Origin of the sequence: Streptomyces ardesiacus, assembly GCF_003112575.1 — a bacterium.
Classification (GTDB): domain Bacteria; phylum Actinomycetota; class Actinomycetes; order Streptomycetales; family Streptomycetaceae; genus Streptomyces; species Streptomyces ardesiacus.
Window position 1 is genome coordinate 16,824 of sequence record NZ_BEWC01000016.1, and the last position, 26,145, is coordinate 42,968.

The 26,145-nt window shown below is 72.3% G+C and carries 26 protein-coding genes, 1 tRNA gene, 1 pseudogene and 1 riboswitch; of the genes and pseudogenes, 15 read left to right on the plus strand and 13 right to left on the minus strand.

Annotation, left to right across the window (positions count from 1 at the left end):
- Positions 1–169 precede the first annotated feature (169 nt).
- The 3 genes from rph (at position 170) to rdgB (ending at position 2,162) form a co-directional block, all read left to right on the plus strand.
- Positions 170–910 (plus strand): ribonuclease PH, encoded by a 741-nt coding sequence (rph, locus tag Sdi02f_RS35010; RefSeq protein WP_030401990.1) that lies wholly within the window; start codon positions 170–172, stop codon positions 908–910.
- A 168-nt stretch (positions 911–1,078) separates the two neighbouring features.
- Complete coding sequence (locus tag Sdi02f_RS35015) at positions 1,079–1,483, plus strand: hypothetical protein (protein WP_030401989.1); 405 nt, start codon at positions 1,079–1,081, stop codon at positions 1,481–1,483.
- A gap of 76 nt (positions 1,484–1,559) precedes the next feature.
- Complete coding sequence (rdgB, locus tag Sdi02f_RS35020) at positions 1,560–2,162, plus strand: RdgB/HAM1 family non-canonical purine NTP pyrophosphatase (protein WP_031084275.1); 603 nt, start codon at positions 1,560–1,562, stop codon at positions 2,160–2,162.
- A gap of 48 nt (positions 2,163–2,210) precedes the next feature.
- Here rdgB and Sdi02f_RS35025 read toward each other — a convergent pair.
- From Sdi02f_RS35025 to bcp, 3 genes and pseudogenes are all read right to left on the minus strand, one after another.
- Positions 2,211–2,284, minus strand: a tRNA-Leu gene (locus Sdi02f_RS35025).
- Positions 2,285–2,435: 151 nt separating this feature from the next.
- Positions 2,436–3,093: pseudogene (locus tag Sdi02f_RS35030) on the minus strand (HNH endonuclease).
- 130 nt (positions 3,094–3,223) lie between these two features.
- The gene (gene bcp / locus Sdi02f_RS35035) at positions 3,224–3,691 is read right to left on the minus strand and encodes a thioredoxin-dependent thiol peroxidase (RefSeq protein WP_031084274.1); all 468 of its coding nucleotides are present in this window, start codon (positions 3,689–3,691) and stop codon (positions 3,224–3,226) included.
- Positions 3,692–3,783: 92 nt separating this feature from the next.
- Between bcp and Sdi02f_RS35040 the strand changes: the two genes are divergently transcribed.
- The 3 genes from Sdi02f_RS35040 (at position 3,784) to Sdi02f_RS35050 (ending at position 4,976) form a co-directional block, all read left to right on the plus strand.
- The gene (locus Sdi02f_RS35040; RefSeq protein ID WP_030401985.1) at positions 3,784–4,116 is read left to right on the plus strand and encodes a DUF3618 domain-containing protein; all 333 of its coding nucleotides are present in this window, start codon (positions 3,784–3,786) and stop codon (positions 4,114–4,116) included.
- Between the two features lie 23 nt (positions 4,117–4,139).
- Entirely contained in the window at positions 4,140–4,496 is a 357-nt protein-coding gene (locus tag Sdi02f_RS35045; RefSeq protein ID WP_003975911.1) for a GroES family chaperonin, read from the plus strand.
- Positions 4,497–4,557: 61 nt separating this feature from the next.
- Positions 4,558–4,625: riboswitch (guanidine-III (ykkC-III) riboswitch) on the plus strand.
- A gap of 30 nt (positions 4,626–4,655) precedes the next feature.
- Positions 4,656–4,976: a DMT family transporter gene (locus tag Sdi02f_RS35050; RefSeq protein WP_030401984.1), complete on the plus strand. Its 321-nt coding sequence runs from the start codon at positions 4,656–4,658 to the stop codon at positions 4,974–4,976.
- Here Sdi02f_RS35050 and Sdi02f_RS35055 read toward each other — a convergent pair.
- Positions 4,970–7,414: a transglycosylase domain-containing protein gene (locus Sdi02f_RS35055; RefSeq protein WP_174843438.1), complete on the minus strand. Its 2,445-nt coding sequence runs from the start codon at positions 7,412–7,414 to the stop codon at positions 4,970–4,972. The genes Sdi02f_RS35050 and Sdi02f_RS35055 overlap by 7 nt on opposite strands.
- A 180-nt stretch (positions 7,415–7,594) precedes the next feature.
- Between Sdi02f_RS35055 and Sdi02f_RS35060 the strand changes: the two genes are divergently transcribed.
- From Sdi02f_RS35060 to Sdi02f_RS35075, 4 genes are all read left to right on the plus strand, one after another.
- Positions 7,595–8,401, plus strand: a complete 807-nt coding sequence (locus Sdi02f_RS35060; RefSeq protein ID WP_030401982.1) for an ABC transporter permease — start codon at positions 7,595–7,597, stop codon at positions 8,399–8,401.
- Positions 8,402–8,471: 70 nt separating this feature from the next.
- On the plus strand, positions 8,472–9,236 hold the full coding sequence (locus Sdi02f_RS35065) for an ABC transporter permease (protein ID WP_203711862.1): 765 nt from the start codon (positions 8,472–8,474) through the stop codon (positions 9,234–9,236).
- Between the two features lie 56 nt (positions 9,237–9,292).
- Entirely contained in the window at positions 9,293–10,333 is a 1,041-nt protein-coding gene (locus Sdi02f_RS35070) for an ABC transporter ATP-binding protein (protein ID WP_245962279.1), read from the plus strand.
- A 33-nt stretch (positions 10,334–10,366) separates the two neighbouring features.
- Entirely contained in the window at positions 10,367–11,251 is an 885-nt protein-coding gene (locus Sdi02f_RS35075; protein ID WP_030401979.1) for a DUF1707 SHOCT-like domain-containing protein, read from the plus strand.
- A gap of 48 nt (positions 11,252–11,299) precedes the next feature.
- Here the strand turns inward: Sdi02f_RS35075 and Sdi02f_RS35080 are convergent, their stop codons facing one another.
- Positions 11,300–12,664: an SGNH/GDSL hydrolase family protein gene (locus Sdi02f_RS35080; protein WP_030401978.1), complete on the minus strand. Its 1,365-nt coding sequence runs from the start codon at positions 12,662–12,664 to the stop codon at positions 11,300–11,302.
- 199 nt (positions 12,665–12,863) lie between these two features.
- Here Sdi02f_RS35080 and Sdi02f_RS35085 point away from each other — a divergent pair, with 199 nt between their 5' ends.
- The 3 genes from Sdi02f_RS35085 to Sdi02f_RS35095 are packed head-to-tail and all read left to right on the plus strand — an operon-like array spanning position 12,864 to position 16,205.
- Positions 12,864–14,267, plus strand: coding sequence for a DUF445 domain-containing protein (locus Sdi02f_RS35085; protein WP_108934754.1), 1,404 nt, complete (start codon positions 12,864–12,866; stop codon positions 14,265–14,267).
- 28 nt (positions 14,268–14,295) lie between these two features.
- The gene (locus tag Sdi02f_RS35090; RefSeq protein WP_108934755.1) at positions 14,296–15,804 is read left to right on the plus strand and encodes an MFS transporter; all 1,509 of its coding nucleotides are present in this window, start codon (positions 14,296–14,298) and stop codon (positions 15,802–15,804) included.
- Between the two features lie 41 nt (positions 15,805–15,845).
- Positions 15,846–16,205, plus strand: coding sequence for a VOC family protein (locus tag Sdi02f_RS35095; protein WP_030401975.1), 360 nt, complete (start codon positions 15,846–15,848; stop codon positions 16,203–16,205).
- A 275-nt stretch (positions 16,206–16,480) separates the two neighbouring features.
- On the opposite strand, the gene Sdi02f_RS35100 is transcribed toward Sdi02f_RS35095, so the two are convergent.
- Positions 16,481–16,783: a hypothetical protein gene (locus Sdi02f_RS35100; protein WP_030401974.1), complete on the minus strand. Its 303-nt coding sequence runs from the start codon at positions 16,781–16,783 to the stop codon at positions 16,481–16,483.
- Between the two features lie 147 nt (positions 16,784–16,930).
- Between Sdi02f_RS35100 and Sdi02f_RS35105 the strand changes: the two genes are divergently transcribed.
- A complete protein-coding gene (locus Sdi02f_RS35105; protein WP_108934756.1) occupies positions 16,931–17,815 on the plus strand; it encodes an alpha/beta fold hydrolase in 885 nt (294 codons plus the stop codon).
- A 109-nt stretch (positions 17,816–17,924) separates the two neighbouring features.
- On the plus strand, positions 17,925–18,395 hold the full coding sequence (locus Sdi02f_RS35110) for a carboxymuconolactone decarboxylase family protein (RefSeq protein WP_031084259.1): 471 nt from the start codon (positions 17,925–17,927) through the stop codon (positions 18,393–18,395).
- A gap of 52 nt (positions 18,396–18,447) precedes the next feature.
- Here Sdi02f_RS35110 and Sdi02f_RS35115 read toward each other — a convergent pair whose 3' ends face one another.
- The 7 genes from Sdi02f_RS35115 to Sdi02f_RS35145 form a co-directional block, all read right to left on the minus strand.
- Positions 18,448–19,674, minus strand: a complete 1,227-nt coding sequence (locus Sdi02f_RS35115) for a cytochrome P450 family protein (protein WP_030401971.1) — start codon at positions 19,672–19,674, stop codon at positions 18,448–18,450.
- Positions 19,675–19,685: 11 nt separating this feature from the next.
- Positions 19,686–20,918: a cytochrome P450 gene (locus Sdi02f_RS35120; protein WP_030401970.1), complete on the minus strand. Its 1,233-nt coding sequence runs from the start codon at positions 20,916–20,918 to the stop codon at positions 19,686–19,688.
- Positions 20,915–21,580: a GTP-binding protein gene (locus tag Sdi02f_RS35125; protein WP_370592324.1), complete on the minus strand. Its 666-nt coding sequence runs from the start codon at positions 21,578–21,580 to the stop codon at positions 20,915–20,917. Before Sdi02f_RS35125 ends, Sdi02f_RS35120 begins: the two co-directional genes overlap by 4 nt.
- The gene (locus Sdi02f_RS35130; RefSeq protein WP_030401968.1) at positions 21,558–21,911 is read right to left on the minus strand and encodes a DUF742 domain-containing protein; all 354 of its coding nucleotides are present in this window, start codon (positions 21,909–21,911) and stop codon (positions 21,558–21,560) included. The genes Sdi02f_RS35125 and Sdi02f_RS35130 overlap by 23 nt, the downstream gene beginning before the upstream one ends.
- Complete coding sequence (locus Sdi02f_RS35135; RefSeq protein WP_030401967.1) at positions 21,908–22,348, minus strand: roadblock/LC7 domain-containing protein; 441 nt, start codon at positions 22,346–22,348, stop codon at positions 21,908–21,910. The genes Sdi02f_RS35130 and Sdi02f_RS35135 overlap by 4 nt, the downstream gene beginning before the upstream one ends.
- Positions 22,349–22,350: 2 nt before the next feature.
- Positions 22,351–23,925: an ATP-binding protein gene (locus Sdi02f_RS35140; protein ID WP_030401966.1), complete on the minus strand. Its 1,575-nt coding sequence runs from the start codon at positions 23,923–23,925 to the stop codon at positions 22,351–22,353.
- Positions 23,926–24,417: 492 nt separating this feature from the next.
- A partial coding sequence (locus tag Sdi02f_RS35145; RefSeq protein ID WP_159107704.1) for a hypothetical protein occupies positions 24,418–26,145 on the minus strand: 1,728 nt, incomplete at its 5' end.

Genomic DNA, 26,145 nt, shown 5'->3' on the forward strand with positions numbered 1-26,145 from the left:
CCAAGGTCCGCCCCCGGTCGGCATGATGACAGTCCGCGCGCGTCACTTCATGTGCCGTCCGCGGCAGCCGGTCCGGCCACCGCCTTCCGGCCTCCGGCAACACGGGCCGCCCGCGGACCGCACCGCCGCGCCATCCGGGCCGCCCGCGCGCTGGATTAGGCTCACCCGCATGTCACGAATCGACGGCCGCACCCCCCAACAGCTCCGCCCCGTCACCATCGAACGCGGCTGGAGCAAGCACGCCGAAGGCTCCGTCCTGGTCTCCTTCGGCGACACCAAGGTCCTCTGCAACGCCTCCGTCACCGAAGGCGTGCCCCGCTGGCGCAAGGGCAGCGGCGAAGGGTGGGTCACCGCCGAATACGCCATGCTCCCCCGCGCCACCAACACCCGAGGCGACCGCGAGTCCGTCAAGGGCCGCATCGGCGGCCGCACCCACGAGATCAGCCGCCTCATCGGCCGGTCCCTGCGCGCCGTCATCGACTACAAGGCGCTCGGCGAGAACACCATCGTCCTCGACTGCGACGTCCTCCAGGCCGACGGCGGCACCCGCACCGCCGCCATCACCGGCGCCTACGTCGCCCTCGCCGACGCCATCACCTGGGCCCAGCACACCAAGAAGCTGATCAAGCCCAGCCGCAAGCCCCTCACCGGCACCGTCTCCGCCGTCTCCGTCGGCATCGTCGACGGCACCCCGCTCCTCGACCTGCGCTACGAGGAGGACGTCCGCGCCGACACCGACATGAACGTCGTCTGCACCGGCGACGGCCGCTTCGTCGAGGTCCAGGGCACCGCCGAGGCCGAGCCCTTCGCCCGGGACGAACTCAACGCCCTGCTCGACCTCGCCGCCGCCGGCTGCACGGAACTCGCCGAACTCCAGCGCAAGGCGCTCGACACGGCCCTCGAAAGGTAAAGCGGGTAAAGGGAACGCCAAGGGCACGCAACTCGGCCGCCCCCGGGAGCGTCCCTAGCGGTACAGAGCAGTACAGCACCACGGGCGTACGGCGAACCCCGCCGTACGCCCGCCGTCGCACCGCACACGGGCCCGCCCGGCCCTGTCCCAAGGGGAGGACCGAGACCCATGGCCGCGAGCCGCCACCGCAGCCTTCGCCGCACCGCCGTCACCGCCGCCACGGTGGCGGCCATCGCCCTGACCACCGGCCTCACCACCGGCTGCGACGCCGTCGACAAGGCCCTGGACTGCGTGCGCACGGCCGACGCGATAGCCGACAGCGTCACCGAACTCCAGCAGGCGGTGGAGAACACGGACGACCCCACCCAGTGGGAGGAGTCCCTCGACTCCATCGACAAGAACCTCGGCAGGATCGGCGACCAGACCGACAACGCCGACGTCAACAAGGCCGTCGACTCCCTCGGCGAGGCCGTCGACAACGTCCGCACCGCGGTGAAGAACGGCGACGAGACCCCCGACCTCAGCCCCGTCACCGACGCGGCGGGCGAACTGACGAAGGTCTGCACGCCGTAGGGCGGCAGGAGGGCCCGGCGAGGGCCGGGGAGAGCCCGGCAGGGCGGGACACGGGGGCTCCGGAATACTGACCCCCATGACCCGCCTCATCCTCGCCACCCGCAACCCCGGCAAGATCACCGAACTCAGGGCCATCCTCGCCGACGCGGGCCTGCCCCACGACCTCGTCGGCGCGGACGCCTACCCGCACATCCCCGACGTCAAGGAAACCGGCGTCACCTTCGCCGAGAACGCCCTCCTCAAGGCGCACGCCCTCGCCCGGGCGACCGGCCTCCCCGCCGTCGCCGACGACTCCGGCCTCTGCGTCGACGTCCTCAACGGCGCCCCCGGCATCTTCTCGGCCCGCTGGGCAGGCCGCCACGGCGACGACAAGGCCAACCTCGACCTCCTCCTCGCCCAGCTCGCCGACATCGCCGACGAACACCGCGCCGCCCACTTCGCCTGCGCGGCGGCCCTGGCCCTGCCCGACGGCACGGAGCGCGTGGTCGAGGGCCACCTCCCCGGCACCCTCCGCCACGCCCCGGCCGGCACGGGCGGCTTCGGCTACGACCCGATCCTCCAGCCGGACGGCGAGACACGGACCTGCGCGGAACTGACGGCGGAGGAGAAGAACGCGATCAGCCACCGGGGGAAGGCGTTCCGCGCACTGGTCCCGGCGGTACGGGAACTGCTCGGCTGACTCAAGAATGAGGGCCCTGTACCTACGTTTCGCAGGTACAGGGCCCTGTGCGCCCGGTCGGATTCGAACCGACAAACACAACCACCTAAAGATTGCCGCTCGGCCAGTTGGCGTACGGGCGCCCGACCGGGCCTACTTTACTGGGCGCAGTATGCCGCCGTCGGCCGCCTCGGCACCAGGTGGCGGTGGCGGCATGACAGTTGGGGCACAGCAACCGAAGGTTCTCCTGCCGATCGTCGCTCCAGTCGCCGTTGACGTGGTCGACTTCCAGCGTCATGGGCTTGCCGAGCCACTCGGGGCCCGTACCGCAGCCGTCACAGGTGTCGGGGACGCCGACTGCGAGTTGGGGCACAGGAGGCGGAGGTTTTCGACGCGGTTGTTGCGCCAGTCGCCGTCGATGTGGTCGACCTCGAGGGGGGATCGGGCGTCCGTGCCAGATGCCGTCGTTGTCGCACAGGGCGCACCGCTTGGGCGCGCCCACGGCCGCCATCGCCCACTTGAGTCGATCACTGGGAATACGCCTCGCATCGGCGGGCGACTGCTCGACGAGCAAGCCTTCAGGCGACCGGGGGCGCCGGGGCTTCCCCTTTCGGGTCGGCATCTGGAAGTGCGAGATGTCGATGCCGTAGGCCTTGATCCGCCGGCTGATGTGCGTGTGGTGTCCGCCGACCACTTCCAGTCCGAGATGCCGGAGTACCTCGCACATGTTCGTCGAAGCGGTGACTGCCTCCTGGAGTACCTCCCGGGTCCACCGCACTCCCTCGCGCTGGAAGTGCGACACGTCCACCCCCAACTTCTTCATCCGTCCCAGCACGTAGCGGCGTGTCGAACTCTCCGGATCCACCCCCAACCGCACCAACGCCTCCGACAACGTCCGCGCCCCCCGGGCCGCCTCCGCCAGCCGTTCCCGGCTGTACGCACTCTCCCCCATACGTCCCCTCCGTCCCGGCCGCGTGTTCGCGGCCTCGTACGGAGTAACGAACCGTTTATCGGACCGACACGCACGGCATGCGGAAGGGCCCGTGACGGAATGCTCTGCCACGGGCCCCGCCAGGGGGACCTCAGATCCCCAAGTCCTTGATGATCTTGGCCACGTGGCCCGTCGCGCGGACGTTGTACAGGGCCCGTTCGACCTTGCCCTGTTCGTCGACCACGATCGTGGAGCGGATGACGCCCATGTAGGTCCTGCCGTAGTTCTTCTTCTCGCCGAAGGCGCCGTACGCGTCGAGGACCTTCTTGTCCGGGTCGGCGAGGAGGGTGACCTTCAGGGACTCGGTCTCGCGGAACCTGGCCAGCTTCTCGGGCTGGTCGGGGGAGATGCCGATGACGTCGTACCCGGCGCCGGCCAGCAGGTCGAGGTTGTCGGTGAAGTCGCACGCCTGCTTCGTGCAGCCGGGGGTAAGCGCCGCAGGGTAGAAGTAGACGATGACCTTGCGGCCCTGGTGGTCGGACAGGGACACCTCGTTGCCGTCGGCGTCCGGGAGGGTGAAGGCCGGGGCCTGGTCCCCGGGCTGGAGTCGCTCGCTCATCTGGTCAGCGTAACGGGGGGTCCTGACCGTGCGAGCGGGCCTGGAGCTGACAGACTGTCCGGGACAGTGTCAGAGGACTTCGGAGGCGTACGGTGGCGGACACGTCGGACATCAGAACCCCGGCGCAGATCGAGGCGGACATCAAGCGCCGCCGCGAGGTGCTGGCCGAGACGCTCGACGAGCTCGGGATGCGGGTGCACCCGAAGACGATCGTCGACGACGCGAAGGCCAAGGTCGCCGCCAGCGTCGATCACACCCTCGGCCGGGCGTACGTCCAGGTCAACCGGGTGGTCAGCGACGTGAAGGCGCAGTTCGTGGACGAGGAGGGCGCCCCGCGGATGGAGCGGGTCGTGCCGGCCGCGCTGCTGGTGGCCGGGGTCGTGGGGCTGCTCGCCCTGAGCGGCACCCGGCGGCGGAAGCGCTGAGCGGGGGCAGGTAGGTTCAGGGCGTGAGCGCCAAGAGAAACGAGCACGGTCCCCAGGACGACAAGCTGCCCATCCGGATGCTGCACGACCGCGTACTCGTGCGGCAGGACACCGGCGAGGGCGAGCGGCGTTCCGGGGGCGGCATCCTGATTCCCGCGACGGCGGCCGTCGGCAAGCGGCTGGCCTGGGCCGAGGTCGTCGCGGTCGGGCAGAACGTACGGACCGTGGAGCCGGGCGACCGGGTGCTGTACGACCCGGAGGACCGTGCCGAGGTCGAGGTGCGCGGTGTGGGCTACGTGCTGATGCGCGAGCGTGATCTGCACGCCGTGGCCGCGGACCGGTTCGAGGGGTCGGAGGACTCCACCGGGCTGTACCTCTGAATCACGGGTTCGAGTCGGACCCAGGGGGCTGGTGATCAAGGTCACCAGCCCCCTCCGCCTGTCTTTGCTACCTTGGGAAGCACCCCGACGAGACGCGCCGTACCGGGCTGAAGGAAAAGACGACGCACCCCGTTCATTTCGTTCACGGAGGTGCCTGTCATGGCATGGGTTCTGCTCGTCGTCGCCGGTCTGCTCGAGGTCGGCTGGTCGATCGGGATGAAGTACACCGACGGTTTCACCCGGCTGTGGCCGAGTGTGTTCACCGGCGCCGGGATCGTCGCGAGCATGATGCTGCTGTCCTACGCCGCCCGGACGCTGCCCATCGGTACCGCCTACGGCGTGTGGGTGGGCATCGGTGCGGCCGGGGCGGCGGTGCTCGGCATGCTGGTGCTGGGCGAGCCGGCGACCGCCGCCCGGATCTTCTTCATCGGCCTGCTGCTGGTCGCCGTGGTGGGTCTGAAGGCGACCTCCGGTCACTGACGCTGGGGCGTGACGGGGATGCCGGCGACCGTGCCCGCGCCGGTGCTGGTGCCGGTGTCCGGCGCGCCGCCGCCCGCGCCGTCGGTGTCCCCGCCGCCCTCGTCGGTCCCGCCGTTCGCGGAGTCGTCGCCGCCCCCGCCCGTGGGGCCCGGCTCGGTGCTGGGGCGGCCCGTGCCCGGGGTGCCGCCGCCGGTGGCCGGGGGGCCGGTCTCGGTGCCGCCGGGGCCGCCGGGCGGGGTGCTGCCGCCGGAGTCGCCCGGGCTGCCGGTGCCGTCCTCGTCGCCGGTGGACGGGGTGTCCGGGTCGCTGCTGCCGCTCGCGTCGCCGTCGCCGGGCTCGTCCGAGGCGTCGCTGCTCGGGGGCGCGGTGACGTCGGCGCCGGTCTGGAGCTGGAGGTCGAAGTCGGTGACCGGTTCGCCCTTGAGGGCGCTGCGGGTGTACTGGCTCCAGATCTCGGCGGGCGCCCCGCCGCCGTTGATGCGGGCGAGGCCCATGACGCCGTACAGGGACTTGTGGGCGGCGGTCTTGGGGTCCTGGCCCATGACGGCCACGACGGTGGCGAGGTCGGGGGTGTAGCCGGCGAACCAGGCGGCCGTGTCCTCCTCGGCGGTGCCGGTCTTGCCCGCGGCGGGGCGGCCGGCGGCCTGGGCGGCGGTGGCGGTGCCGTTCTCGACGACGCTGCGCAGCACGGACGTGGTGGTGTCGGCGGCCTCGCGGCTGACGGCCTGGTGCTCGCGCCGCTCGGGCAGCGCGACCTCCTCCTTGCCGTCCTTGGTGACCTTCTCGACCAGCGTGTAGGTGCTGTGCCTGCCGTGGTTGGCGATGGTCGCGTAGGCCTCGGCCATGTCCAGGGGGCTGGCGGTGGCGACGCCGAGCGCGATGGAGGGCGAGGGGGTCAGCTCGGGGGTGTTCTTGGACAGACCGAGGTCGATCGCGGTCTGCTTGACCTTGTCGGAGCCGACGTCGACGGCCATCTGGGCGTACACGGCGTTGATGGACTTGTCGGTGGCCTCGCGGACGGTGACGTGTCCGTAGTCGCGGTGGTCCTCGTTCTCGGGGGCGTAGCGGCCGCCGGCCCAGCCCTGGACGGGGCGTTCGCTGGTGCCGTCGTAGCGGGTGTTGGGGTTGATCGTCTGGCCGCTCTGCGTCTGCGAGTGGTTCTCGACGGCGGAGGCGAACACGAAGGGCTTGAAGGTGGAGCCGACCTGGAAGTCGCGGCGCACGGCGTTGGGTGTGTACTGCTTGACGTAGTCGATGCCGTTGTACATCGCGACGACCTTGCCGGTCTTCGGGTCGACGGAGGCGCCTCCGGCGCGGACGTAGGTGTCGACCTTGCGTTCCTTCTGGTCGAGCTGGGACATGAGCTTGTCGTCGACGGCCTTGACGAAGGCGTCCTGCTTGTCCTTCTGGAGGGTGGTGGTGATGCGGTAGCCGCCGCGGCCGAGTTCCTCCTCGTCGACGATGCCGTTGTCGCTCAGGTACTTCTTGACGATGTTGACGACGTAGCCGCGCTGTCCGGACATGTTGGTGGAGACGGTGGACTGCTTGGGCTTGGGGAACTCGGCGGCGGCGCGGTCGGAGGCGCTGAGCCAGCCCTTGTCGACCATGCCGTTCATGACGTAGTTCCAGCGGGACTGGGCGGCGGGCTTGTTCTCGGGGTGGGCGACGACGTCGTACTGGCTGGGGGCGTTGAGCAGGGAGGCGAGGTAGGCGCCCTGGGCGGCGGTGAGGTCCTTGGCGTCGACGCCGAAGTAGGCCTGGGCGGCGGACTGGATGCCGTAGGCGCCGCGGCCGAAGAAGCTGGTGTTGAGGTAGCCCTCGAGGATCTCGTCCTTGCTCTTCTCGCGGTCGAGCTTGATCGAGATGAAGAACTCCTTCACCTTGCGGGTGACGGTCTGTTCCTGGGCCAGGTAGTAGTTCTTGACGTACTGCTGGGTGATGGTGGAGCCGGACTGCTTGCCCTTGCCGGTGGCGGTGTTCCAGCCGGCGCGGACCATCGCCATGGGGTCGATGGCGGACTCGGTGTAGAAGTCGCGGTCCTCGGCGGCGAGGACGGCGTGCTGGGCTTCCTTGGAGATGCCGGCGAGGCCGACGCTCTCGCGGTTGACCTCGCCGTCGCGGGCGAGGACGGTGCCGTCGGCGTACAGGTAGACGTTGGACTGCTTGGTGGCGAGGGCGTTGGCGGCGGGGATCTGCACGAGGTGGTAGCCGAGGAAGAAGCCGCCGACGATCAGCAGGAGGCCGACGACGACCGTGCTCAGCACGATGCGCCAGGTGGGGATCAGCCGGCGCCAGCCGGTGCGCTTGGGCCGCTTGGGCTTCTTCGCCTTCCCGGCCTTCGGCGTGCCGGGTGCTCCCGTCGGTCCCTTGCCGGCCGCCTGGGGCTCTCTCTGCGCCCAGCCCGGGGTCGGCTGCTGCGGCTGCGGCTCGTCGCTCATCTCGTGCACGGACTCCTGTTTCATTTCGTACGGTTTTCGTACGTCTGAGTTCTTCTGAAGAAGACTCTCGCACCGTGGGTTCCGTTCCCACTCGACGGCACACCCGTGAAATTCCGTGGCGGGGGCCTTCGGGGGCGCACTAGGCTCCTGCGCTTTGGTGCCGGTCGGAGGGGGAGGGCAGTGGGTGCGGGCTCGGGGCGGTTGTACGTCGCCGTCGCGGCGGGTGGATTCCGACGGTACGCGACGTATCGGGCGGCCACGGCGGCCGGGGTGTTCACCAACACCGTTTTCGGACTGATCCTCGTCTACACCTATCTGGCCCTGTGGGACGAGAAACCGCAGCTCGGAGGGTACGACCAGGCGCAGGCGTCGACGTTCGTGTGGCTGGGGCAGGCGCTGCTGGCGGCGCTGGCGATCGGCGGCGGGGGGTTCGAGGACGAGCTGATGGAGCGCATCCGTACGGGTGATGTGGCCGTCGATCTGTACCGCCCGGTCGATCTCCAGCTCTGGTGGCTGGCGGCGGACGTGGGACGGGCGCTGTTCCAGTTGCTGGGCCGCGGGGTGGTGCCGTTCGTGTTCGGATCGTTGTTCTTCCCGGTGGCGCTGCCGCGGGAGGTGTCCGTGTGGGCGGCGTTCCTGGTGGCGGTGGTGCTGGCGATGCTGGTGGGTTTCGCGCTGCGCTATCTGGTGGCGCTCTCGGCGTTCTGGCTGCTGGACGGCACGGGGGTGACGCAGATGGCGTGGCTGGCGGGGCTGTTCTGCTCGGGGATGCTGCTGCCGCTGAACGTGTTCCCGGGGGCGCTCGGCGAGGTGGTGCGGGCGCTGCCGTGGTCGTCGCTGCTGCAGGCGCCGGCGGACGTGCTGCTGGGGGAGGCGGATCCGCTGCGGACGTATCTCTTCCAGGCGTCCTGGGCGGTGGCGCTGCTGGCGCTGGGCCGGCTGGTGCAGTCGGCGGCGACGCGCCGGGTGGTGGTCCAGGGTGGCTGAGGTCGCCGGGAGGGAGGTGCGGCGCGGCCGTGCCGTCGAGGGGGTGCGCGCGTACGGGCTGATCGCCGGGATGTGGATCAGGTCGACGATGGCGTACCGGACGTCCTTCGCGCTGACGACGGTCGGGAACTTCGCGATGACCGCGCTGGACTTCGTGGCGATCCTGCTGATGTTCTCCCGCGTCGACGCGCTGGGCGGCTGGTCGCTGCCGGAGGTGGCGTTCCTGTACGGGCTGTCCGGGGTGTCCTTCGGTCTGGCGGACCTGGCGGTCGGCTCGATGGAACGGCTGGGGCGCCGGGTGCGCGACGGCACGCTGGACACGCTGCTGGTGCGGCCGGTGCCGGTGCTCGCGCAGGTGGCGGCGGACCGGTTCGCGCTGCGCCGGCTCGGCCGGGTGACGCAGGGGCTGCTGGTGCTCGGGTACGCGCTGGTGGTCGTCGACGTCGACTGGACGGCGGCGAAGCTGCTGCTGATGCCGGTGATGCTGCTGGGCGGAGCGGGGATCTTCTGCGCGGTGTTCCTGGCGGCGGCGGCGTTCCAGTTCGTGGCGCAGGACGCGTCGGAGGTGGCCAACGCCTTCACGTACGGCGGTACGACGTTGCTGCAGTATCCGCCGGCGGTGTTCGCGCTGGACCTGGTGCGGGGGGTGACGTTCGTGGTGCCGCTGGCGTTCGTGAACTGGCTGCCGGCGGGTTACGTGCTGGGTCGGCCGTACCCGCTGGACCTGCCCGGGTGGGTGGCGTTCACGACGCCGCTCGTCGCCGCGGCCTGCTGCGGGCTTGCGGGGCTGGCCTGGCGGGCGGGGCTGCGTTCGTACCGGAGTACGGGGAGCTGACGGAGCGGAGCACGGGAAGCCGACGGAAGAGGGCGGAGAGGGTGGAGAGGGCGGAGATGACGGAGTCGACGCGGAAGCAGAGGCCGCGGACGACGCGGACGACGGGTCCGGAGCCGGTGACCGGGGCGGGTGCCGCGGCCTTCATCGAGCTGGAGGGCGTGGAGAAGGTCTTCGACGTGCGCAAGAAGACGGGCTTCCTGAAGCGGGAGCGGCGGCAGGTGCGTGCCGTGGACGGGCTGTCGTTCACGGTGTCGCGCGGTGAGGTGGTCGGCTACATCGGCCCGAACGGCGCCGGGAAGTCGACGACGATCAAGATGCTCACCGGCATCCTGACGCCGAGCGGCGGCCGGCTGCGGGTGGCGGGCATCGACCCGTCCCGGGAGCGGACGCGGCTGGCGCACCGCATGGGGGTGGTCTTCGGGCAGCGCACGACGCTGTGGTGGGACCTGCCGCTGATCGACTCCTACCGGCTGATGCACCGCATGTACCGCATCCCCGACGCCCGTTACCGCGAGAACCTTGACCGCTGCGTCGAACTCCTCCAGCTCCAGGACCTGTTGGACGTTCCGGTGCGGCAGCTCTCCCTGGGGCAGCGGATGCGCGGCGACATCGCGGCGGCGCTGCTGCACGACCCGGAGGTGGTCTACCTGGACGAGCCGACGATCGGGCTCGACGTCGTCTCCAAGACCAAGGTGCGGGGGTTCCTGCGGGACTTGAACGCCGAGCGCGGCACGACGGTGCTGCTGACCACGCACGACCTCCAGGACATCGAGCAGCTCTGCTCGCGCGTGATGGTCATCGACCACGGCCGGCTGATGTACGACGGTCCGCTGGAGGGCCTGCACGAGGCGGGGGAGAGCGAACGCACCCTGGTGGTGGACCTGGAACGGGAGTTGCCGCCGATCGAGGCGCCGGAGCCCGCGCGGGTGGTGCGGGTGGAGGGGCCGCGGCAGTGGCTGGCGTTCCCGGCGTCCGCGTCGGCGGCCGGGCTGGTGGCGGACGTCGCGGCCCGGTATCCGCTGGTGGACCTGTCGGTGCGGGAGCCGGACATCGAGTCGGTGATCGCGAAGATGTACGAGGAACGTGCGGGCGCGTAGTGCCGGGCGCGGTGACCTCGTAGGCTGCTGTACATGACCGACGACGCCCCGGAACTCCGCGCATCCGACGCCGACCGTGAACGAGTCGCCGAGGTCCTGCGCGACGCCCTCGCCGAGGGACGCCTGGACATGACCGAGTTCGAGGAGCGGCTGGACGCCACGTACAAGGCGCGTACGTACGGGGAGCTGGCGCCGATCACCCGCGACCTGCCGGTCGGCGCGGTGGCCGAGGCGCCGCGGGTGTCGATGACGAAGGAGCCCGAGCGGGCCGGGGGCTGGGCCGGGCGGATCACCGGCGCGGAGGGCTCGTCCACGTGGGCGGTCGCCGTGATGTCCGGTTTCCAGCGCAAGGGGCGCTGGACGGTGCCGAGGCGGTTCACCTCGTTCGCGTTCTGGGGCGGCGGGGAGATCGACCTGCGCGAGGCGGACTTCTCGGCCGGCGAGGTCGTGCTCAACTGCGTCGCGATCATGGGCGGGATGCAGGTGATCGTGCCGCCGGGTGTCGAGGTGGTCGTGCGCGGCATCGGCATCATGGGCGGCTTCGACCACAGCGAGGAGGGCGTGCGCGGAGACCCGGGCGCCCCGCGCGTCGTCGTGACGGGCTTCGCCTTCTGGGGCGGCGTCGGCGTGGAGCGCAAGGTGACGCGGGCGGAGCGGCAGCGGCTGAAGGAGGAGCGCCGCCAGGAGAAGCTGGAGCGCCGCCAGGAACGGGAGCGCGAGCGTCTGGAGGGCAGGGACCGGGACGGGGGCCGCGGGCTGCCCGGCGGCCGCCTCGGGATGCCGGCCGACCACCGGGACGCCCACCGCAGGATGCTGGAGGACCACCGGGACATGGTCCGCGACCTGCGGGAGGAACGCCACGAGCAGCGCGAACTGCGCCGGGAGGAACGCGAACGCCGCCGCCGGGGCGAGGACTGACGGCCGGGGGCCCGGCACACGGGCCCCCGGCCCTCCCGGCCGTACGGCCTACGCCGCGACCGGTACCGCGCCCTTCAGGGCGTCCAGGTCGAGGGCCCGGCCCATGCGGGCGTATCCGTTGTCGTTGGGGTGCAGGTGGTCGCCGGTGTCGTAGTCGGAGCGCAGGCGGCGCGGGTCGTAGGGGTCCCGCAGGGCCTTGTCGAAGTCGACGACCGCGTCGAAGACGCGGCCGGAGCGGATCTCCTCGTTGATCTGCTGCCGCATCGTCTCGCGGGCCCCGGTGTAGCCGCTGTGGCCGCCGAACGGCGTGATCGTCCCGCCGACGACCCGCAGGCCCCGGGCGTGCGCCCGGTCGACGAGGGTGCGCAGGCCGGTGAGGATGCCGTCGCGGTCGGCGAGTTGCGGGCTGTGCAGGATGTCGTTGACGCCGAGCAGGACGACGACGGTCTTGACGTTGGTGCGGTGCAGCACGTCGCGTTCGAAGCGGCTCAGTCCGCTCGGGTTGTCGGCCGGCCGCCCCGACCTGCTGGTCAGGATCCGGTTGCCGCTGATGCCCTCGTTCACGACGCTGTAGCGGGGCGTGTCCCGGCCGTCGCCGGCGGCCCGGTGCAGCCGCTCGGCGAGGACGTCGGTCCAGCGGTGGTTGGCGTCGGCGGCGGCGCCGAGTCCGTCGGTGATCGAGTCGCCGAAGGCCACGACGGTGCCGTCGGCCTCGTGGCTGAGCACGTCCAGCGCGGTCAGGTACCGCCAGTACGGCGTGGGGGTGGTGTACGCGAGCGCGGTGACGTCCGCCGTACGGTCGCCCTGGGCGAGGTAGCTGGTCTGCCGGGCCATCGGGTGGTAGGTCACCGGCCCGGAGGCGACGGGGGAGTACGTGGTGACCAGGACGTCCGCGCCGTAGGGGACGGCGATGCGGGCGACGTCGCTCATCACCTGGCCGCCCGCCGGGATGATCACCCGGGCGTCGCCGCCGAAGGTCAGCGCGCGCATGGTGTCGGCGACCGCGGCCGCCGTGCCGGGTCCCGCGGCCAGGGCTATGGAGGCGTGGGTGATGGTCAGCGGCGACTGGCCGTACAGGTTGGACAGGGTCACGCGCGCGCCGGTGCCGCCGACCGAGGTGTGCACGACGTTGCGCACGGAGCGGCCCGCCATGCCGGTCGTCCCGGTGCCCGGCTCGGCCGCGGCCGGTGCGGTGGCCCAGGCGCCCACCCAGGCGCCCGTCGAGGCGGGGGCGACGTCCCCCTGCGGGAGACGGCCTCCGGTCTGCAGTGCGTGGGCCCTGGTGCCGTCGTCCGCGGACGCTCCGGCGTATATGGCCGCGGAGATCGCCACTATCAGGGTGACGATCGCCGCGAGCAGGGCACGGTGCTTGGTGGGAGGCGCCCCCGCACCCCCGTCACGACCCCGGGTCATGCTGTTCTGTTCTCCTCGGGCGAGGGGAGCCCCGAGGCTCCGGTCCGATGAACCCATGATGCGTCATGGGCGGAGGAAAGGCCGCGGGAGCCCCGGGCGTTCCCCCTCCCGGGACAGACGCCGGGAACTTGTGTTCCGTTCCGGGAGTCGGTCAGGAAGGGACAATGTGTGAGGGACGTATCAGCGAACGGTGGAGCGGATGGAACGCACGAAAGCGGAACTTCCTGAGGGCGCGGGGGGTACGGGGGGTACGGGGGGCACGGGGGGTTCCGGGGGCGCGGGGGAGCGCGCGGGGGCGGACACCGGTGGTACGGGCGCGGGGGCGGTGCGCGACCGTGCGATGACCTCCTTCAGCCCGGCCGACGAGGAAAAGCGCCGCGGCGTGCGCCGGATGAAGCTCACCGCCACCGGCCTGCTGCTCTTCGTCGCCGTGGTCTACGTCCTGTCCGAGTGGGCCTCCCACCACGGCGCGGGCGCCTGGGCGGGCTACGTGTCCGCCGCCGCCGAGGCCGGCATGGTCGGCGCGCTCGCCGACTGGTTCGCCGTCACCGCCCTCTTCCGCCACCCCCTCGGCATCCCCATCCCGCACACCGCGATCATCCCGAGGAAGAAGGACCAGCTCGGCGTCTCGCTGGGCGAGTTCGTCGGGGAGAACTTCCTGTCCGAGGACGTCGTGCGCCACCGGCTGCGCGCCGTCGGCATCGGCAGCCGCCTCGGCTCCTGGCTCGCCGTGCCCGAGCACGCCGACCGGGTGACGGCCGAGCTGTCCGCGGCCCTGCGCGGCGCCCTGACCGTGCTGCGCGACTCCGACGTCCAGGCGGTGGTCGGCGAGGCCATCACCCGCCGGGCCGACGCGCAGGAGATCGCGCCCGGCATCGGCAAGATGCTGGACCGGGTCGTCTCCGACGGCGGCCACAAGCGCGCCGTCGACCTGATCGTCTCCCGTGCCCACGACTGGCTGATCCTGCACGGCGACTCCGTGATGGACGCCGTCCAGGGCGGGGCCCCCGGATGGACGCCCCGGTTCGTCGACCGGAAGATCGGCGACCGGGTCTACAAGGAGCTGCTGCGCTTCGTCACCGAGATGCGCGACATGCCCGCCCACCCCGCACGCGGCGCCCTGGACCGTTTCCTCACCGACTTCGCCGCCGACCTCCAGTCCGACACGGAGACCCGCGCGCGCGTGGAGCGGCTGAAGACCGAGGTGCTGGGCCGCGGCGAGGTCCAGGACCTGATCGCGTCCGCCTGGACAGCCGTACGGTCCATGATCGTCTCGGCGGCGGAGGACGAGCGCAGCGAACTGCGGCTCCGGGTCCGGGCCTCCCTGCTGTCCCTGGGCTCCCGGATGGCCTCCGACCCCAAGGTGCAGGGCAAGGTCGACCGGTGGGTGGAGAGCGCCGCGGTGTACGTCGTCACCACCTACCGCAAGGAGATCACCTCCCTGATCACCGACACGGTGGCGAGCTGGGACGCCGAGCACACCACGAAGAAGATCGAGGCGAACATCGGCCGCGACCTGCAGTTCATCCGCATCAACGGCACGGTGGTCGGCTCCCTGGCCGGGCTGGTGATCTACACGGTCTCCCGAATCCTCGGGGCGTAGTCCCGTCCGGCGGGGGCACTCCCCCGCCATGACAGGAGACTCGTCGGCCCCGGTGCCCGCCGCCACCGGGACGGTCACCACCGCCGTCCCCGCCCGCCTGGACCGGCTGCCCTGGTCGCGCTGGCACTGGATGATCGTCATCGGCCTGGGCACCGTCTGGATCCTGGACGGCCTGGAAGTCACGATCGTCGGCAACGTCGCGGGGCGCATCGCCGAGAGCGGCAGCGGCCTGGACATCAGCTCCGCCCAGATCACCGGCCTCGCCGCCGCGCTCTACGTGGCGGGTGCCTGCTCGGGGGCGCTGTTCTTCGGCTGGCTGACCGACCGGCACGGCCGCAAGAAGCTGTTCATGATCACGCTGGTGGTCTATCTGGCGGCGACCGCGCTGACCGCGGTCTCCTTCGAGTCCTGGTGGTTCTTCCTCTTCCGCTTCCTGACCGGCTTCGGCATCGGCGGCGAGTACGCGGCGATCAACTCCGCGATCGACGAGCTGATCCCGTCCCACTACCGGGGCCGGGTCGACCTCATCATCAACGGCAGCTACTGGCTCGGCGCGATCGGCGGCGCCCTGCTGTCCATCGTGATGCTGGACACCGGCATCTTCGCCAAGGACGTCGGCTGGCGGCTCAGCTTCGCCCTCGGCGTCGTCCTGGGCCTGGGGGTGCTGCTGGTGCGGCGGCACGTGCCGGAGAGCCCACGCTGGCAGTTCATCCACGGCCAGGGCGAGAAGGCCGACCGGCTCGTCGCCTCCGTGGAACGGCGGATCGAGCAGGAGAAGGGCGAGAAGCTGCCGCCGCCGGCCGGTGAGATCACCATCCACCAGCGCAAGTCCATCGGCTTCGGCCTGATCGCCAAGACCGTCTTCGGCCGCTATCCGCGCCGCGCGGTCCTCGGCCTGTCCCTCTTCATCGGCCAGGCCTTCCTCTACAACGCGATCACCTTCGGCTTCGGCACGATCCTCATCACGTTCTTCGACGTGCCGACCGGCAGCACCGGCTACTACTTCGCCGTCATCGCCGCGGGCAACTTCTGCGGCCCGCTGCTGCTGGGCCACCTCTTCGACACGGTCGGCCGCCGGATCATGATCTCCGGCACCTACCTGCTCTCCGGCCTGCTGCTCTTCGGCACGGCCTGGCTCTTCGACCGGGGCTCGCTCACGGCGACGACGATGACGGCCTGCTGGTGCGTGGTGCTGTTCTTCGCCTCGGCGGGCGCGTCCAGCGCGTACCTGACCGTCTCCGAGATCTTCCCGATGGAGACCCGGGCCATGGCCATCGCCTTCTTCTACGCCCTCGGCACCGCCGCCGGCGGCATCAGCGGCCCGCTGCTCTTCGCCGACCTGACCGAGTCCGGCGTGGTCGGCGACACGGTCCTGGCCTTCCAGATCGGCGCCGGCCTGATGTGCGCGGCCGGCCTGGTGGCGGCGTTCCTCGCGGTGAAGGCGGAACGCCGCTCGCTGGAGGACATCGCGGAGCCGCTGTCGGCGGCGGCGCCGGAATCCTCCGGAACGACCGGCTCCGGCGCGCGCACCGCGTAGCGTCGCACCCGTCGACCCGGCACAGACGTCGAGGAGTCCCGATGAGCATCCGCAGGATCGTCCCCAACATCCACGTCGCGGCCGAGGAGCAGTGGACCACGAGCCGTGACTTCTACGGCCTGCTCGGTTTCGAGGAGGTCATGGACATGGGCTGGGTGACGACCCTGGCCTCCCCGTCCAACCCCACCGCCCAGATCAGCCTGTTCACCGAGGAGCGCACGGCGCCCGTCGTCCCCGACCTCAGCGTCGAGGTCGAGGACGTCGACGCCGTCTACGAGCAGGTGGCGGCGTCGGGCGCCGAGATCGTACGGGAGCCGCGGGACGAGGAGTGGGGCGTACGGCGCTTCTTCGTCCGGGCCCCGGACGGCCGGGTGATCAACGTCCTGACCCACCTGACCTGAGCAAACCTCCCGCCGGAACGGCCCCGGCGCCGCCCCGGCCGCCGGGGCACCCCGGTGCCGCCTGCCCGGGCCGCCTGTCGTCAGGGCCGCTCACTCGTGCCGTGCAGCCGTGCAGCCTTGCAGCCATGTAGCCGTGCAGTAGTGCCGTTCGGCCTGGTGGGTGCCTTCCTGGGGCGGCCGGCGGGGTCACTCGTCCGTGTCGCTCCCCGGGCGGCTCGCCCAGGCTGCCGTTCCCGTTCGTCCGGGCGGCTCGCTCGGCCGCCCGTCCGGGCCGGTCAGCCGCGGCGGTCGGCGACTGCCCAGGAGGCCAGGGCCACGGCGCCGGCGACGCCGAAGACGGCGGGCCAGGCGCCGACCTTCTTGGCCAGGGGGTGCGAGCCCGCGAACCCGGCGACGTACGCCGCCGTCAGCGCGCCCGCGGCCCTCCCGCCGGCCCGCGCCCGCCACTGCTGCGCGGCCACGGCCCCGGCGACGGCGAGCACGGCCCCGCCGAGCTGCCGCTTCTTCGTCCAGCGGGCCACGCCGTAGCCGCCGACCAGACCGCCCGCGGCGACCACCGCGCTGGGAACCTTCGCCATGTCTGCCTCCTGCACCGCACCGAACCGACGTGTTCGCGTTCGAGGCTAATCCCCGCCCCCTTTCGGCCGAACACCGAGCCCTGATCGCGGCGCTCGCGGGTACGTGCCCGTTGAGGGGGAGGGCGACGAGCTCCGGAGGAAGAACCGATGACCGCGCAACAACCCCGCACCTACGACCCGCCCCGCCGCCGTACGGTCACCGTGGACGGCGCCCGCGTCGCCTGCTGGGAGTCGGGACCGCGCGGCGCCGAGCCCGTCCTGCTCCTGCACGGCTACCCCGCCGACCACCGCAGCTGGCGCCACCAGGTCCCGCCCCTGTCGGCCCGGCACCGGGTCGTCACCCCCGACCTCCTCGGCTGGGGCGCCTCCGACCGCCCCCTGCACCTGTCCTTCGACTACGGCACGGAGGTCGCCCGGCTCGGCCGGCTCCTCGACGCGCTGGAGCTGGACTCGGTGAACCTGGCCGGCCACGACTACGGCGGCTTCCTCGCCCTCGGCTTCGCCCAGAGGCACCCCGCACGGGTGCGCAGGCTCGCGATCCTCAACAGCCGCGCCCAGGCCACCTTCACCCGCCGCTGGTACGCCGCCTTCAGCCTGCTCGGCCTCCTCGGCCGCACCCCCGCCCTGCGCCGCCCGGCGCTGCGCCTGCCCTACGCCCCCCTGCACCGCCGCGCCCTGGCCCCGCTCGTCCGCGCCGGACACCTGGAGCCCCGCGTCCTGGACGGCTACGTCGACTGGATGTCCACCCCCGAGGGACGGCGCTGGCTGCTCCACTACTTCGCCGACTACCGCACCGCGCCCCGCCCCGAGCTGCGCCGCGGCCTGCGTGACATCGCCTGTCCGACGGCGGTCGTCTGGGGCCGCGCCGATCCGTACCTGAGCCCCGCGATCGCGACCGAGCTGGCCGGGACCGTGCCCGGCGCCGACCTGACGCTGCTGGACGGCGCGGGCCACTGGGTGATGGACGAACGCCCCGACGCCGTGACGGATGCACTGGGCCGACTGCTGGAACGAACCACGTCGATCGAGTGAGACGCAGGTCACAACACGGGCGCGCTCCGGCCTGTCACATCGCGCCGCCGGCATCCGTCGTAGCTGTGTACGACCAAGAAACCGGCAAGCCACGACGGAGGAATCCACCATGGAAGCGCGTCTCAACGTGTTCGCCAGCCCGCTCGCGGGCAAGCTGCTGCGCCACATCAACTCCGCGGGCAAGGTCGTGAGCGACTCGACGCTCCCGGCCGCGACCCAGGAGCTGGTCAAGATCCGCGCCAGCCAGATCAACGGCTGCGGCTTCTGCCTCGACATGCACACCAAGGACGCCGCGAAGGCGGGGGAGACCTCGCTGCGCCTCAACCTCGTCGCCGCCTGGCGGGAGGCCAAGGTCTTCACCGACGCGGAGCGCGCCGCCCTCGAACTGACCGAGCAGGGCACCCGCCTCGCCGACGGCGGCGGCGTCTCCGACGAGGTCTGGGCGAACGCGGCCCGGCACTACGACGAGGAGCAGCTCACCGCCCTGGTCGGGCTGATCGCCGTCATCAACACCTACAACCGCCTGAACGTCATCACCCAGCAGCCCGCCGGCGACTACGAGCCGGGGATGTTCGGCTGAAGCCGCCGGCTCCGGCCGGACATCCCCGCGCCCGGTCCCGCTCGCCCGCCGCTCAGCCGGCGTGCAGCAGGACCGGGAGCCGCTGGTGGCCGTTGCTGATCAGGGAGGGCACGGGCGGCAGCTCCTCGGCCGGATCGGCGAGCCGGATGTCCGGGAAGCGGCCGAAGAGGCTCTCCAGCGCGAGGGTCACCTCCATGCGGGCCAGCGGCGCGCCCAGGCAGAAGTGGACGCCGTGGCCGAAGGCGAGGTGCTCCTTGACGGTGCGGGTCGCGTCGAAGGTGTCGGCGTCCTCGTGCCAGTCCGGGTGCCGGTTGGCGGCGGCGTACGAGGCGAGGATGGCCTCCCCGCGGGCGATGGTCCGCCCGTCCGGCAGGGGGACGTCGGTGACCGCGAACCGCAGCGGCAGGTGCTTGACCGCCGGTTCGTGGCGCAGCGTCTCCTCCACCACGTCCCCCCAGGTGACGTCGCCCTTGCGGACCAGGGCGAGCTGGTCGGGGCGGGTCAGCAGGGTGTGCACGGCCTGGTCGATGACGTTGACGGTGGTCTCGTAACCGGCGCTGATCATCAGCAGCAGGGTGTCGCGCAGCTCCTCCGGCGAGAGGCGGTCGCCGTCCCCCTCGTCGTCCCGCGCGGAGATGAGCAGGGACGTCATGTCGTCGCCCGGCGTGGCGCGCTTGGCGGCGATGAGCTGGTCCAGGACCTCGTACAGCCGCTCGGTGTTGGCCTGGGCCTCGGCCTGGTCCAGGGTGGTGTCGAAGACGCCGTCCACGAGGGCACGGAAGCCCTCCCGGCGGTCCTCGGGCACGCCCATCAGGTGACCGATCACCGCGATGGGCAACGGGTAGGCCAACTCCTGGCGCAGATCGACCGGTTCACCCGCGGGAAGGGCCGCGAGCCGGTCGACGAGGCCGGTCACCATCTTCTCCACGGCGGGCCGCATCGCGGATATTCGGCGCGCGCTGAAGGCGGGCGCCACCAGCCGGCGCAGCTTGCGGTGGTTGGGGCCGTACGCGGTGAACATGTTCTCCACCGCCACCCACAGCGCCAGCGGCCAGGTGCCGACGACCTCGCCGTAGGCGGGCCAGTGCGCCCGGGCGTCCTTGGACACGTCGGGGCTGGTGAGCAACTGCTTGAGGAGGGCCGGGTCGCTGACCGACCAGGCCTCGACGCCGAGGACGTCCACCCGGGTGGCCGGGCCGCGCTCGCGCAGGACGCGGTGCTCGGCGTGATGACCGGCGCCGGTGGGGTCGAGGACGAGGGCGGGCTGCTGGGTCGCCATGACCTGGCTCCTTAGTATGCGGCGGGCTGTACGACGGGGAAGGTGACGGGCAGGGATTCGAGGGCGCGGTGGAACGGGCCGGGCCGCCAGGTCAGTTCGGCGAACGGGCGGGCCAGGTCCGTCTCCGGCAGCGCGTCCAGGAGGTGGGTGACCGCGGTCTCGGCGATCAGGTAGGCGTGCGAGCGGGCGGGGCAGGTGTGCGGTCCGGCGCTCCACGCCAGGTGGGCGCGGTTGCCGCCGAGCCCACCCGCGGGCACGCCCTCGGTGAGGGCCGGGTCGTTGTTCGCGGCCGACATCGAGATCACCACCGGCTGGTCGGCCGGCAGCAGCACGCCCTCCACGTCGATGGGGTACGGCGGGTAGGAGATGCAGTAGTTGGCCATCGGCGGGTCGGTGTAGAGGACGGCGTCGAGGGCGTCGCGCACCGTGGAGAGCCCCGCGTGCAGATCGGCGGAGAACTCCTCGTCGGTGAGGATCTTCAGGATCGTGTTGCTGATCAGGTTGGTCAGCGGCTCGATCCCGGCGCCGTAGAGCGTGACGAGCTGGTGGCTCATCTCCTCGTCGCTCAGTTCGGCGGGGTGCAGGGCCAGCCGGGAGGTGATGTCGTCGCCGGGGTGGGCCCGGCGCAGGGCCACCAGGTCGGACACGGCGCGGGCGAGGATCACGTTGCCCTGGTCGGCGTCGGTGGTGTCGAAGATCTTCGCCATGCCGTCGGCGATGCGCTGCCCGATCTCGTCCGGGCAGCCCAGCAGCGCGCTGAGCACGCTGAAGGCGATCGGGAACGAGTACTGGGTGAGCAGGTCCGCCGAACCGGCCGTGCGGAACCCGTCGATGGCGCCGTCGGCGACCTTCTCGACGAGGGCGCGCAGCCCGTGCTGGTCGACCCGGTCGATGGCGTGGGTGTTGGCCGCCCGGTAGCGGGCGTGCTCGGCGCCGCCCGAACGCAGCGCGTTGGGCCGCCACTCCATCATCGGCCGCACCGGACAGGTCGCCGGGATCAGCTTCTCCCAGGCCCGCGGGTCGGCCGGGAAGTGCAGCGGGTCGTTGAGGATGCGGCGGGCCTGGTAGTAGCCGATCACCAGGGTCGCGGGGACGCCGGGCGCCAGGTCGACCGGGACGAGCGGGCCGTGGGTGCGGCGCATGCTCCGGTAGGCGGCGTGCGGGTCGGCGGCGAACTCCGGTGAATACAGGGCGATACGGCCCGCGGGACTCGTCGGCACGGGCTCGGCGGGGGGCGGCGTCATCGGCGGGACTCCAGGAGGGCGGCTGAACGGTGCTCGGTGAGGTACTCGGTGAGCGTGATCAGGGCGTGCAGGGAGGAGGTGCGGTCGCGGGCGTCGCAGTGCGTCAGGGGCGTCTGCGGCTCCAGGGCCAGCGCCTCGCGCAGTTCGGCCTCGGGATAACTCGGCGCTCCCGGGAAGGTGTTGATGGCGACGGCGTAGGGGATGCCGGCGCTGTCGAGCAGGCCGAGGGCGTCGTGCGAGGCGTCCAGGTCGCGGGTGTCGGCCAGGACGAGACAGCCGAGGGCGCCCTCCGCCAGGTCCTCCCACAGCGGCTGGAACCGGGACTGGCCCGGCAGCCCGAACAGGTACAGGGCGATCCGGCCGCCGGCCATGTGGATGCGGCCGAAGTCCATCGCCACGGTGGTCGTCGTCTTGTGCGGGGTGCCGCGCAGATCGTCCACACCGGCGCTGGCCTGCGTGATCGGCTCCTCCATCCGCAGCGGCCGCACCTCCGAGACGCTGCCGATCAGGGTCGTCTTGCCCACGCCGAAACCGCCCGCGACCACGATCTTGGCGGACCGGGTCACCGTGGCGGGGACGTAGGTGACGGACGGGTCGGCACGGTCGGCGCCCTCGGCCCCGGCGGACCCGTCGGTCCGGTCAGACCATGGAGCGAAGTCCACGGAGTACCTCCTGCAGCAGGTCGAAGTCGGGCTGGTCGTCGATCGCGGCGACCGGGCTGGCGAGGTGGCCGGAGTCCATCAGCGAGGAGACGAGGATGCGCACCGTCGAGGGCGGCAGCTCCAGCGCGGCGGCGATGTCGGCGACGGCCAGGCCGCCGTCCGCGCCGGCGAACAGCCGCATCACCCGCCGGGCGTCCGGGCCGAGGGCGTCCGTGGGGCCGGTCGCGGCGATGACCACGCTCTCCAGGCGCACGTCCTCGCGCGCACGGGTCCGGCCCCCCGTGCGGACGTAGGGCCGGACCATGTCGGGGTCGCGCCGCGGTCCGCTCATACCGGTGAGCCGCCGTCCGCGGCCGTCACCCGCGCCTGGACCGGCACGCGTTCCTCGGTGGCCAGCTCGTGCCCCACGCGGGTGGCCAGCCGCACCATGTGGTGCGAGATCAGGCCGACGTCGGCGTCGGGGCCGGTCGTGCACACCGACAGCATGGTGTTCTTCGCGGCGGTGGTCGTCAGCCCGATGCAGCCGACCGACTCGATCAGCAACTGCCGCATCCCGCCGCCGCCCGTGAACTCGTCCCAGGCCTTGCCCGCCGCGCGCAGCGCCGCCGTCAACGCGGCGAACTTCTCCCCGTCGTCCTGGCCGATCGTCTCGGTACGGGCCTTCAGCAGACCGTCGCTGCTCATCAGCACGGCGTACCGGACGCCCTCGACGCTGCCGAGTTCCTGGTCCAGCAGCCAGCCCAGGCTGTTGGTGTGTGTGTCTTGCACGATCAGTGTCCTTCGTCGTCAGCGCCGTCGTGGGGGGTGGGGTGGGCGGCGGGGGTGTGGATGGCGTCGGCGGAGGCTTGCGAGGGCGGCTCCCCCTCCCGGCCCCGTCGGGTACCGGCCGCCCAGGCGGCGGCGACGGCGGGACGGCCCGGCTCGGTGTCGTCCGGGGCGGCGGGGCGGCGCACGGGAGCGGGCGCGGTGGAGCGCCGGCGGACGGTGAGACCGCTGGCGGTGGTGGTGGCCGAGGGGGCGGCGGGAGTGGCGGAAGGTGCGGGCGGGACCGCCGACGCGGGTACGGCGGCGGGCACGGCCGGTTCGGGGGCGGAGACGGGCGTGGGGGAGGGCGCGGCGGGAGGCGTGGCCGCCGTCCGGCCCGGGGCCTCCGGCGCGTCCCGGTCCGCTTCCTGGGCGGCGGCCGGGGCCGTCTTCTGCGGCAGCGCCCGGGACACGGCCTGCGGCGCCGGCTGGGCCGCCGACGGGTCGACGATCAGGTTCTTCGGCAGGACGACCATGGCCCGGGTCCCCTGATAGATGTTGGGCGCGGTCAGCTCGACGCGGAAGCCGTAGTTCTCCGCCAGCAGCGACGCCACGCGCAGCCCGGTCTGGGGGTGGGCGCCCAGGCGGGTGATGTCGTCGCGCTGCTCGCCGGACATCACGTCGCTGGCCCACAGCAGCCGCTCGTCGTCCATGCGCAGCCCCGCGTCGTCCACGATCAGGAAGCAGGCGTGGTGCCCCTGCTCCAGCGAGACGTGGACACTGGCGGCGGGCGGCGAGTAGCGCAGCGCGTTGTCCAGCAGGACGGCGAGCGCGTGCACGACCGCCTCCACGGCGCGGCCCTCGACCACCACGGACCCCATCTCGGGGTGCCTGATCCGCTCGTACCCCTCGATCCGGCCCATGGCCGCCCGCACGATGTCGGTCAACGTGGTGGCGGGCCAGCGCCGGGACAGCTTGTCCCCGGCCAGCACGGCGTACCCGGACGCCGTGAGCAGCATCTGCTGCGCGAGGTGGTCGATCTCCACGAGCGTCGCGTACGCCTCGTCCGAGATGTGCCGCCGTACGCCCTGGCTGACGGCCCGGCCAAGTTTCGCCGCGCGGGCCACGACGTTGTTGGCGAAGCCGCGCACCGCGGCCCGGGCCACGCCGACCGCCTCGTGCCGTACCTGCGCGATCTGCCGCTCGGCGTCGTGCCGCACCTGCTCGACGGCATGGTCCGCGGCCTGCTGGGCGGCCGTCCGCTCCTGGGCGCGCACGTCCCCCACCACCGCGGCCACCGCGCCGGGCACCGCGCGCAGCCGCTCGGCGAGCGGCGTTCCGTCGAGCTGCGCCGGTACCGGCAGCCCGCCCTCGGGACCCGCGCCGCCCGGCCCGCCCTTGGCCACCGCCGGGATCACGGTGGACGCGAGGTGCCCCACGCACTGCTCGGCGGCGACGAGTTGCAGGGTGAGCCGGTCGGCGTGGTCGCGCAGTTGCTCGGCCCGGCGCCGGGCCTGCTCGCCCTTGCGCCGGAAGTACCACGCGGCCCCGACTCCGGCTACCGCCAGTACGGCGGTGACGGTCACTATCAGTTCAGTCATCAGGTCCTCACGGATCGGAAGCCGTCGGTGTGGGCGAGGGTGGCCGAGGCGGGACGGCGCGCGGGGACGGGGCGCCGGCCGGCCCGATGACGACCGGGCTCAACGGGCGGATGCGGACCCGCGTCTGTTCCGGGCACCGCGGGCCGCGGAGTCGGCAGCGACGCGGGGGGCGGCGAAGGCGCACGACATGGAACTCCCAGGAACACGCGAGGGCCGGTACGAGCAGGGGGCGCCGACGACGCGGACTCGCAGCGGCAGGGGACCGAAAAGGCGCCCCGACCACCACGAACTCCCGTATCCGCGGTCGGCGTTCGACGTACAGGAGTGGACACTACCGCTTGTGCTCACCCCTCGTGGCAGCCTCGTGACCACGAGCTGGAACCGTCGGGGGTTTGACGCGAAAAATGCCCGGATGGCGGCCGGACGCCTTTGGCCGAAAAGGGCGTTGGACGCGTGGGCGGGGTCCTGCTAAAGGACCCCGCCCCGTCGCGCTCAGGAGCCGAGCTGGTCCGTGATCTCCTTGATCCAGTCGGCCTTCCGGTCCGGGTCCGCGAAGCTCGCCCTCCACTGGGCCGGACTCTGCCCGTGGTCGTCGGGACCTGCCTTGAGCAGCACCAGGAGTTCCTCGGCGGAGCGGCGCAGCTCGGGCTGGGTGTCGGGCCGCGACAGCATGGCGTAGAGCTTGTGCGCCGCCAGCTGGCGCTTGTACCTCGACACCTTCTTCCAGACCTTCATGGCGTGCTTCAGCGATTCCCAGGTGGGCTTCGCCTCCGGCACCTCCTCGCCGTGCGGCGTGTAGCGCTCGGGGTGGTGGGCCTCGTTGAAGCGCCCGATGCCCGACCGGACACCCTTGTAGCCGGCGGTGACGACGACCAGACCCGCCCCCACGGCGGCGACGATCCATCCGGCCGGGTTGGACGCGAGGGCCCCGGTGGCGACGATGGCCACGGTCGCGATGCCTCCCGCGCCCTTCAGCCCTTCGCCCAGGCCGCCCGTCCCCTCCTTGAATATCTTGGAGGCCTGCTTCTTCGTCGCGAGCTTCTTGGTCGCGTCCACGGTCCTCGCGTCGTCCAGGGCCTGGAGGTAGGGGAGTTTGACCCGCACCTCGCGCTCCACCGCCGCCTCGTAGGTCCGCACGGCGGCGTGCAGGGCCTCCTGCGCCCCCTCCCGAGGGCGTCCCTGAGTCAACTCCCTCTGCAACGCCAGGACCTCGTCGTACGCGGCCTTGGCGCGTCGTTCCTCGGCGTCCGCCGGAGCCTTCAGGCCGGTCAGCAGCCCGGCGTGGGCGGTCTCGGCGTCCGGGAGCCTCTTCAGTTGCCGGCGCTTGTGGATCGCCATGCCGGCCTTGCGGAAGGCACGCACGCTCTTCGCCACACCGGCGACACCGCTGAGCACACCGCTCGCCTCGGCGGAGGCCGCGGTGCTCGCCACGCCCTCGACCTTGATCGCCTCCTTGGCGACCGCACCGGCGTTGGCACCCGTACTGGCGACGCTCGTGGCCGCGTCGGCCGCCTTGACCTTGGCCTTCCTGCGCGCGTTGTGGAACCCGGCGCCCGCCCTCTTCTGCAGGGACGTCCTCAGGTTCCGGAGCGCGTCCGCGACGCTGGCCCCGAGGGCGAGGAGCTCCACGCCGGTGCTCAGCGTCGCGCCGGAGACCCCCACGGCGGCGGCGTCGTGCTTCAGGGCGGAGGCCGACGACGCCCCGGCGGCCTCCGCCGCGGTGGCGTCCGGCCTCGCGGCGGTGGCCGCCTGTTCCGTCGCCTTCTGGCCGAGGCCCGCGGCGGTGGGCGCCTGAACACCCTTGCCCAGGGCGTCCACGGGATCGAGGGTCCGCTTCCCCAGGTCCGCGTTCTCGGCGATCTCCTTCAGCCGATCGCTCTTCTTCCCCGCGGGGGCCTTCTCGGTGCGCCGCGTCTCTTCTCCGCCGGTGCCTTCGGCCGCGGTGACCCGCGCCGCGTCCCGGGCGGTGTCCAGCTCCGCCTGGAGGCCGGGGGTGATGTCCAGGCCGTGGGTGCCGGATTCGGAGCCGCGCCGGGTGAGGGCGGCGGGGTCGGGCCGGGTGTCGGTGTCGGAACCGCGCCGGGCGCGGTGTGAGGGGGTGAAGCGCGCCGCGAGCGCGGCCGCACGGCGTGCCGCCGCCTCCTCCGCGGCGGCACGTTCGGCGGCGCGGCGTGCCTGCTCCCGGGCGGTGTCGAGCTGCGCCCGGAGGTCGGGGTTGAC